General features: G+C 48.0%; 8 protein-coding genes and 1 pseudogene. 8 read left to right on the plus strand and 1 reads right to left on the minus strand.

The annotated features are described in order from the left end of the window. Positions 1 to 141: 141 nt before the first annotated feature. A complete protein-coding gene (locus Q0294_RS22980) occupies positions 142 to 432 on the minus strand; it encodes a hypothetical protein (RefSeq protein WP_299470154.1) in 291 nt (96 codons plus the stop codon). Positions 433 to 695: 263 nt separating this feature from the next. Between Q0294_RS22980 and Q0294_RS22985 the strand changes: the two genes are divergently transcribed. The 8 genes and pseudogenes from Q0294_RS22985 to Q0294_RS23020 form a co-directional block, all read left to right on the plus strand. After that, positions 696 to 1,631 carry a hypothetical protein gene (locus tag Q0294_RS22985; protein ID WP_299470156.1) on the plus strand — a complete coding sequence of 312 codons (936 nt, stop codon included), beginning with the start codon at positions 696 to 698 and terminating at the stop codon, positions 1,629 to 1,631. Positions 1,632 to 1,722: 91 nt separating this feature from the next. Next, the gene (locus Q0294_RS22990) at positions 1,723 to 3,369 is read left to right on the plus strand and encodes a hypothetical protein (RefSeq protein ID WP_299470158.1); all 1,647 of its coding nucleotides are present in this window, start codon (positions 1,723 to 1,725) and stop codon (positions 3,367 to 3,369) included. Between the two features lie 7 nt (positions 3,370 to 3,376). Next, positions 3,377 to 4,147, plus strand: a complete 771-nt coding sequence (locus Q0294_RS22995; protein ID WP_299470160.1) for a creatininase family protein — start codon at positions 3,377 to 3,379, stop codon at positions 4,145 to 4,147. 327 nt (positions 4,148 to 4,474) lie between these two features. Further along, on the plus strand, positions 4,475 to 5,659 hold the full coding sequence (locus tag Q0294_RS23000) for an N-acetyl sugar amidotransferase (protein ID WP_366918008.1): 1,185 nt from the start codon (positions 4,475 to 4,477) through the stop codon (positions 5,657 to 5,659). Next, positions 5,656 to 6,418, plus strand: a pseudogene (locus Q0294_RS23005) (imidazole glycerol phosphate synthase cyclase subunit). Before Q0294_RS23000 ends, Q0294_RS23005 begins: the two are co-directional and overlap by 4 nt. Next, positions 6,415 to 7,056, plus strand: coding sequence for an imidazole glycerol phosphate synthase subunit HisH (gene hisH / locus Q0294_RS23010; RefSeq protein WP_299470164.1), 642 nt, complete (start codon positions 6,415 to 6,417; stop codon positions 7,054 to 7,056). Before Q0294_RS23005 ends, hisH begins: the two are co-directional and overlap by 4 nt. 247 nt (positions 7,057 to 7,303) lie before the next feature. Then, the gene (asnB, locus tag Q0294_RS23015) at positions 7,304 to 9,142 is read left to right on the plus strand and encodes an asparagine synthase (glutamine-hydrolyzing) (RefSeq protein WP_299470166.1); all 1,839 of its coding nucleotides are present in this window, start codon (positions 7,304 to 7,306) and stop codon (positions 9,140 to 9,142) included. A gap of 47 nt (positions 9,143 to 9,189) precedes the next feature. Continuing rightward, on the plus strand, positions 9,190 to 9,441 hold a 252-nt coding region (locus Q0294_RS23020), incomplete at its 3' end, for a sugar transferase (protein ID WP_299470168.1).

The raw sequence follows: 9,441 nt of genomic DNA on the forward strand, positions 1-9,441 counted from the left end.
CGAGTGAAAAAATATGTGCTGCCCACCGCCAGTGTGGCTGAAAAAACAATTCCTGTGATTACAGACCATTTGGAAAACGTCATGTTAGAATTTTCTTAACGTTCTGTCTCTTTCGAGATTTATTTTGGGACCAGAGTCGTATTATGAATCATCGCGATCTTGAAACAGTTGATCCAGTACCCCCGATGCTTTCACTTCTTCAAAATTTCTGCGAAAGGTTTTCTCTGAATTGGGATCAAGCTTGGGAGGATGACCGTGCTCTCGTATGTAATCCCCCATTAATTCCATACTCTTCTGATCAAAGTAATGATCGCTCATCGCCAGAGAGACAATTAACTCATCGTCAGTGCAAGGTCTGGCCTGGCAGTGCTCGCAAATTTTAAACGAACCAAATTTTAAATGGCCACAGTGAAAACAGACTGCCGTTGTCATATTTAATCTTTAATCCTTAATCGTGGTGTAGAAGCGAGGCGGGAACGAATCCGCTTCCCTCAAATTCTAACAGTATTTCAATTACTTTCTGCTCTTTTGTCCATTTTTCCGGTATTGCGACAATTGTAACAAACTTTGGAAAGAAAATGCCGGAGATTTCTTAGGTTTCCTTTTTATATGTCCGTGTTTTGATATCATGGATATCGCTCACTATTGGTCTCCCGAATTGTCTCTTATCTGTTCGCAGAATCGAAGGAAATGACATGCAGCGCTGGTGGTTCCATTCTAATCTAAAACTGGTTGCAGGTGCGCTCTCACTTTTTGTATTTGTGGTCGGAATCGCTGAACTGAGTTTGGCGGAAAAGACACCACAGACCAAAGTGATTCCGGCGACCTTAAAAAAACGGATCAAAGACAAATCGGGACAATTTCGCCCTGTGCAGGAAGCCGCATCTTGGAAGCCGGCAGAGACAGCGATCATCGTCTGTGATATGTGGGACGATCATACCTGCAAGCAGGCGGCCAAACGGGTCGCCGAGATGGCACCCGCGATGAATGAAACGCTGAAAGCGGCGCGTGAGAAAGGTGTTTTCATTATCCATGCTCCCAGTGGTCGTATGAATTTTTATGACGGAACGCCACAACGACAACGCGCCATTGATTCTCCGCTGGTGAAAGCGCCGCTCGACTTTCAATGGAAATACTGGAACGACGAAAAAGAGGGGCAGCCTTTAGGTTTTGTCAGAGCAGGCGGCTGTGGTTGTAAAATTCCCTGTCAAGGCTGGGTTCCCGATGAAACAGGCTTACGGCACTGGAAAGGGGAGAAAATTCCCTGGACCCGTCAGATCAAAACGATTGAGATCGCCGCGCAAGATGCCATCAGTGATAACGGACAGGAAGTCTATAACATGCTGGAAGAGCGGGGCATTCAAAATGTGGTGTTAATGGGCGTACATACGAACTTGTGTGTCTGCGGGCGCCCTTTTGGTTTACGACAGATGGTGTATCAGGGGAAAAATGCGGTCCTCTGCCGAGATCTGACCGATTCCCTGTTTCAGCAGAATGATCCGCCGATCAGTCATTTTCGTGGCACGGAACTGGTGGTAGAACATATCGAAAAACGGATCTGTCCCACGATTACGTCGACGACATTTACGGACAAACCCGCGTTTCGGTTTGATGAAACTGCAACGCATTAAAGGGGGGCTGCTGCTTCCCTGATCCATTTTCTCAGCACCACGAAATGATTCGTTGAGCTGTGTTTCGAACTAAAAAAGAACTGATTGCAAGATGCATACACTGGACTACGTCGTTATTCTGATTTACCTGTTGGTCTCCATTGCGCTGGGGATTTATTTTGGTCGCAATCAGTCGCGGCAGGAATTTTTTGCTGCCGGCAATTCGATGGGCTGGCTGCCCGTCGGGTTGAGTGTGATGGCGACCCTGTTTTCCGCCAACAGTTTTGTGATGTATCCCTCGATTGCGTATGGGAGCAGCCTGAGAATCAGTCTGTTTTTGATCGCGATATCCCTGATGGCACCGCTGGTGTTGTGGGTGTTTATTCCCGTTTATGCACGACTGAATTGTCAGACCGCGTATGAGTATCTGGAACGCCGTTATCACGTCTCTGTACGCTCTCTGGCCAGCGGTTTGTTTATTCTGTTACGAATTGGCTGGATGGCGTCTGCCACTTATGCTGCTTCTGTTGTGCTCGCAAACGTGATGCAGGTCTCGCAAGTGACAGTAATTGTTGTCCTGGGAATCGTTTCCATTTTTTACACCATGTTAGGTGGTCTGCGGGCCGTGATGTGGACTGATGTTTTGCAGTTCTTTATCTTCACTCTGACCATTTTATTGACCCTGGGTTTAATTCTCGCTCAAACGGATTCCGGGATTTCGGGTGTGGTTTCGACTTATTTTGAAGGCCGCAGTAATCTGCTGGTTGATTTCACGCCTTCGCTCACGCTGGAATATGGGAGCTGGGCCGTGTTGATCGGACTGTTTCTGGAAGCGCTGTCTGCCTTTGGTGCCGATCAGGTTGCCGTGCAGCGATATATCGCCGCACGATCCGAGAGAACCTCACAAATCGGATTCATGATTAACATCATCGGCATGTGGACTGTCGTGCCCGGCCTGCTGGCGATTGGTGTCAGTCTCTATGCACATTACAACCAGTTTCCGGAAGAGATGATTTCGGTGCTGGCGACGGAACTCAATGGGGAATTACCAGACTGGCGCGTTGCCGCAGAGGGGGGCGGGAATGCGATGTCTGTTCCCGAGTACTACAAATCGTATCCCGAGTATGTTGCCGCAGATATTCAGGCGTTGAAACTGCAGGATCAGGCTTTGCCACAATATGTGCGTTTGCATTTTCCTCCGGGACTCGTGGGACTGTTTTTAGTCGCGTTGATGGCGGCAGTGATGTCCAGTATCGATTCGGGAATCCATTCGGTGACGACTGCTTTAATGGTCGATTTTCGAGACCGTCACTTTGCGCACTTAAAGCCGGAAAACAATAAAACGGAAGTCTTTCAGGATCGCGCACTGGTCGTATTCATTGGTGTCCTTTCAGTCGTCCTGGCTTGCAACGTGGGAGAGATGGGCGACGTGTTTGCGATCGGGAAAAAAGTCACAGCCGGCTTTGGCGGCCCTTTGCTGGCGGTGTTTATTCTGGCTTTGTTTTTTAAAAATACAACGACGGCGGGGGTCATGGTCGGGACTCTTTCCGGCGCGGTGATTACCATTTCGTTAATGTATGGTGCCTCTGACTGGTTTTCGGTCTGGTTCTGGCCGATCGGATTCGGTTTGACAATGATTATCGGCCTGATTGTCAGCTTTTTGACGAAAGTCCGCCGACAGGATTCGACAGAAGTACCGCTGACCTTTTGGAATGTGATCCACGGGCGGCACAAAAAAAATACTGATTTAAGCGAGTAAAATTTCGATGAAATATGCTGAAATGACTGCGCTGGAACTCAAGAATGTTTCGCGCGAGGAAACACTGGTTGTGCTGCCGATTGCGGCCGTTGAACAACATGGTCCGCATATGCCGACAGCAACGGATGAAATTATTTGCACGGCAATCGCCGAACAAGTCGAGCAGCGTCTGAAGGAATCGGTCTTGTTGCTGCCCACACTCTGGTTAGGTGCCAGCCAGCATCATCTGCGCTGGGGCGCGACGTTGACTTCTCGTGTGGAAAACTATGAAACGTTACTGTGTGAGATTTGTGAATCGCTGCTGGACGATGGGTTTCGCCGTGTCCTGATCTTAAACGGCCACGGAGGAAATATCGGCCCGATGCAGATTTCGTTAAGACGTCTGCAGGTCAATTATCGAAACTGTCAATTGATGGCGGCTTCGTACTGGTCGATTGCGGAAAACGAGATTGCCTCCCTGATGGAAGGGAAGTGCAAAACCGTCGGTCATGCCTGCGAAGCAGAAACATCGCTGATCATGCATCTGCGTCCGGAACTGGTCCGCAAATCAAAAATCGAAAACTTCGACGATTATGCGCCTGATATGGTAGACGGCGTTTATTTATGTAACGACATGTATCAGCGAACACAAAATGGGGCAACAGGCCGACCCGATCTGGCATCGGCAGAGAAAGGGACCCAGATGTTTTCACTGATTGTGGAACGGGTGGCAGAAGTGGTGCAGGAACTACAGAAATTTTCGCTGCCGACACAAGAGAGTGGTTTAGCTTTGGGTTAAAACGAAACCGCGTGATTTTACGGCGATTCTCTTCTTAAACCATTTGACTGCAGTTGATTAGGCAGCAGCAGCGATCTTCTCTCGGCTGTTTCGTGGTTCTGGTTCATCTGGTTGGAAAATGTGTTGGCAGCAAGGTTTTACGCTTGCCAAAACTCCTATTTCAATGATGAATTATTTTTTCTACAATCCCCGCCACTTTAGATTTCTGCTGTCTGCACGATAAAAGTCAAAAGACCAGCGAATCATAATTGTTCAATCTTTGATGCAGAATACGCTCTTCAAAGATTGTTACTTGACCTGTCTTCCGTTCTTAGCGAGTGATCAATGATTGAAAAACGAGATGTACAGAAACTGTATAAGCTTCCCGCACAGGTGAAGTTCTGTCGAAAATGTACGATTTCGAATCAGCGGCCTCGGATCACCTTTGATGAAAATGGTGTCTGCAGTGCCTGTAATTTTGCAAAAATTAAAAAGTCTGAATTTGACTGGGATCAGCGCGAAAAAGAACTGTTGGAATTATGTGATCGTCATCGTAAGTCAGACGGAAGTTACGACGTCATCGTGCCTTGCAGCGGTGGAAAAGATGGAAGCCTGGTGGCACACCAGTTAAAATATAAATATGGAATGAATCCATTAACGGTGACATGGGCGCCGCTGATCTCAACAGAACTGGGTCGAAAGAATCTCGATTCCTTCATTGATGCCGGTTTTGATAACGTATTTGGAAAGCCCAATGGTATTGTGACCAGGAAATTGACCCATCTCTCCTTTAAGCATATGGGCGATCCTTTTCAGCCATTTATTTACGGTCAGACGAATTTTCCACTGAAAATGGCGGTTCAGCATAATGTTTCACTGATCATGTATGGCGAAAATGGTGAGGTTGAGTATGGCGGAGACATGAAAAATGCCTTTCGTCCCACACGTGAAATCGCCGATCATGATTCGCATTACTTTTCCGGACTCCCTCCGGAATTCTGGGAGCAGCATGGTCTCTCTCGAGCTGATCTCGCACCATTTATGGCTCCGAAGTATCAGGATATTCTGAAAAATGAGACCGAGATTCATTTCTTTGGATACTACAAGAACTGGGATCCCCAGGAGAACTATTATTACTGTCGCGAACATACCGGACTGGAACCCAATCCCGAACGTTCCGAAGGTACGTATTCCAAGTATGCCAGCCTGGATGATAAAGTTGATGGTTACCACTATTATCTGGCTTATATCAAATTTGGAATTGGTCGGACGACATCTGATACAGCGCATGAAATCCGTGATGGAAAAATCGATCGCGAAGAGGGTTGTGCACTTGTGAAAAGATATGACGGGGAATTTCCGCAAAAGTATTTTCAGTTGTTTCTTGAATTCTGCGAAATGACCGAAGGGGAGTTTCATGAAATCATTGACAGTTGGCGGGCAGAACATATCTGGAACAAGGTAAACGGGCAATGGGCGCTGCGGCATGCCGTTTACGATGAGGAAGCCGAGCAGGGTTCTATGGCGGCATGAGTAATATTCGATTGATTCCACGGCTGGACATCAAAGGAAAAAACTTGATCAAAGGTGTTCATCTGGAAGGGTTGCGCGTGATAGGCGATCCGCAGGAGTATGCCGTTAAATATTATGAAGCGGGCGCAGATGAGTTAATTTACATGGATGTTGTAGCCAGCCTGTATGGTCGCAATAATCTCTCTGAACTGATCAGTCGAACTGCCAGGAATGTCTTTGTTCCGATAACCGTGGGGGGGGGGGGTTCGCTCCGTGGAGGATGTCCAGCGTCTCTTACGCTCTGGTGCGGACAAGGTTGCCATCAATACTGCCGCGATTGCTCGTCCAGAATTGATCAGGGAAGTATCAAATCGCTTTGGTTCACAGTGCATGGTGCTTTCGATCGAAGCCAAAAAGGTATCCGAAGGCAAGTGGGATGCGTTTACAGACAACGGTCGCGAGCGGAGCGGCCTGGATGTTCATGAATGGATACAACAGGCGGTAGAACTTGGCGCGGGTGAAATACTGCTGACATCGATTGATCAGGAAGGCACACGGAATGGCTTTGATCTTGAGCTGACTCAGTCCGTGTCGGAAATGGTTCCCGTTCCCGTGATCGCCAGCGGTGGAATGGGCTCTGTGCAGGACCTGTTTAATGTCGTCCGTCTGGGAAAAGCCGACGCCGTTGCGATGGCAGATATATTACACTATGACCGGATGTCGCTGCCTGAGATCCGGGAAGCAGCGCTGGTGGAACACATGCATGTGAGACGCGTATGACTGAGAAAGTTGTCATCATTGATTACGGCGCGGGAAATCTTCTCAATGTCGTGCGTGCGTTTGAACATTGCGATGCCGAGGTGTCCATTGCGGAATCAGCGAATGCCATTCTGGGAGCAGAGCGTCTCGTTTTGCCGGGAGTGGGTGCATTTTCTGATAGTATGCGGGAACTCAAGAATCGGGAAATGATCGAACCGATTTTAGCTTACGCCGCATCGGGAAAGCCGCTGCTGGGAATCTGTCTGGGGATGCAGTTACTCCTTGATTCGAGTGAAGAATTTGGGAATTGGGATGGATTGGGGCTGATACCGGGTAACGTGGTCGGCATCCCAGAGACGGGCATTGACGGGGCTCCTCATAAAATTCCGCACATTGGCTGGAATGAATTGACTTCCGGGAAATGTGAGAGCTGGGGAAAAACCGTTTTAGATTCGATACCTGAAGGTTCTACTGTGTATTTTGTGCATTCATTCATGGCTGTACCGACGAACGATCAGCATCGTCTGGCTGACTGTGACTATGATGGGCGACAGGTTTGTGCTGCTGTGCAGCGTGAGAATATTATCGGATGTCAGTTTCACCCGGAAAAAAGTGGTCCTGTTGGATTACAGATTATTCAAAACTTCCTTTCTTTTTAAAGATCGCCTTCCGTGGTGATGACTGGATTTGATGGATTCGCGAGTATCGGGTTGAGAAAATCATTGCCGGAAAATAGTAAGAGAAGTCGCTACAGTTTGAAGTCATCGAAATTAAATAGAACTTGAGCCAGGACGTTTATGAGATAGAATTTCGGTCTCCTCTTGTGAATCAGGCTGATGTTTTTCTCTTTCGTGAAAATGTTTCCTTGCAGAACATGGTTGTGCGAGGGGGATGGAAGGAACCGCAATGTGTGGAATTATTGGTGGGTATGATCGTGAGAATCGTCCGTTTGGCAGGGCTTTAGCAGAACGGGCGTGCCAGAGAATGGTCCATCGGGGGCCCGATGATCGGGGCTTTTATGAGACAGCGGGGATGCTGGTAGGGAATCAGCGGCTGTCCATTTTGGATCTTTCAGGCGGCCACCAGCCCATGTTTTCCGATGATCGGCAAATTATCGTCGTTCAGAATGGAGAAATCTATAACTTCAAGGAACTCGCAAAAGGACTGGGGTGCCGCACGAACTGTGATACGGAAGTCATATTACGGCTCTATGAACGTGATGGCGAAGATTTTGTCAAACAACTCAACGGCATGTTTGCCATCGCCATTCTTGATCTGCGGAAACACTCGCTTTTGCTGTATCGCGATCGGATCGGGCAAAAACCGCTCTATCTGTATGATGATGGAAAGCGATTCCTGTTTGCTTCAGAGATCAAATCTCTGTTCGCGATGGGCGTGGAAGCAGAGATGAACTGGGAAGGCTTTGATGCTTATCTCACCTATAATTTCGTGCCGCCGCCCGTGACACTCTTTAAAAATGTCAATCATCTGATGCCCGGACACATGCTGAAAATCAGCCCTCAAGGCGTTGCTGTCAAACGCTGGTGGAATCTGGCGGAAAAACCTGTCGAATGTCGGTCTGAAGATGCCTGGTGTGAAGAAATTATTGACACGTTGCAGGCTGCTGTCAAAATTCGTTTACGGGCAGATGTTCCCTTAGGGGCCTTCCTGTCGGGAGGCATCGACAGTTCTTCTGTCGTTGCTCTGATGAGTCAGGAATTGCCGCACCCCGTCCAGACATTTTGTATCGGATTTGATGATCCTCGCTTTGATGAATCACAATATGCACGGGAAGTGGCAGAGCAGTTCAAGACCAGCCATACGTGCGAAGTCTTGAACCCCAATCTGACAGAGACCTGGCCCTTAACCGTTTATCACAATGACCAGCCGCATGGAGACGTTTCCTTCATGCCAACGTATCGAGTCAGCCATCTCGCCAGAAAATCCGTGAAAGTCGTTTTGACCGGAGATGGCGGAGATGAATTATTTGCAGGTTATGATGTGCATCGGAACTTTTTTGCGAATCAGGATCTCACGCTGCCACGAGAGCAAATCGAATCCGCCTACATCAATGCCATCAGTTTGTTGCAGCCGGAAGCAAAGCGGGCATTGTATTCATCGGAATCTAAAATGAAACTGGGAGAATTCGACGCTTCCCGCTTTGCGACATCGCACCTGAAAGAGTTTCGTCACCTGGATCCGATCAGTCAGGCGTTAGCGCTTGATACCAGGCTGTTATTGCCGGGAAACAATCTGGTGAAACCCGATAAAATGGCAATGGCGGTGTCCCTCGAACCACGTGCTCCGTATTTAGATTATCGCATGGTGGATCTGGCTTTTCGAATTCCGGGTGCACTCAAACTTCGCAATGGCGTGACAAAATCGATTTTGAAAAAAGCATGCGAGAAAATTCTTCCCGCCAATATCATTTACCGTAAAAAGCAGATGTTTACCGTTCCGATCGGGGAATGGTTTAAACGAGAATTATCTCCATTTGTAAACGAAGTGCTGCTTTCGCCTAGATCGCTGGAAAGAGGTCTCTTTCAAGCAGAGAGCGTGAAGCAGATGATTCAGGAACATCTGTCAGACAAAGTCAATCATACGCGTGCGATTCGTGCACTGTTGGCATTTGAGCTTTGGCAACGAACCTTCATTGATGAGACTTTTGACCACGCACCCGGTTATTCAGAGTTAGGAATTAACAGTTCTGTTGAATTTCAAACAGTGACGCGCAAGGCTGCCTGAGGTAAAAGTTCTCTATTCAATCAATTCAAATACAATGAGTGACTATCATGGACGATCTGAACCTGTCGCAAAAATCCAGCCATACGCAAACTTCCCGACAGGGGAGGCCACACTTTGATCCCCATTTGATCGAAGATGATCGACGTGCAGCTGATGCTGTCGAAAAAACGGGATATATTTTGAAACGCCCGCTGGATGTCCTGTTGAGCGGTCTGGCGTTAGTGATGTTGTCTCCCGTTTTTCTGGTGATTGCGCTGATCATAAAGTTAACATCGCCTGGCCCGGTTTTGTTCCGGCAA

This window comes from uncultured Gimesia sp., assembly GCF_937919775.1.
In the GTDB taxonomy this organism is placed as follows: Bacteria; Planctomycetota; Planctomycetia; order Planctomycetales; family Planctomycetaceae; genus Gimesia.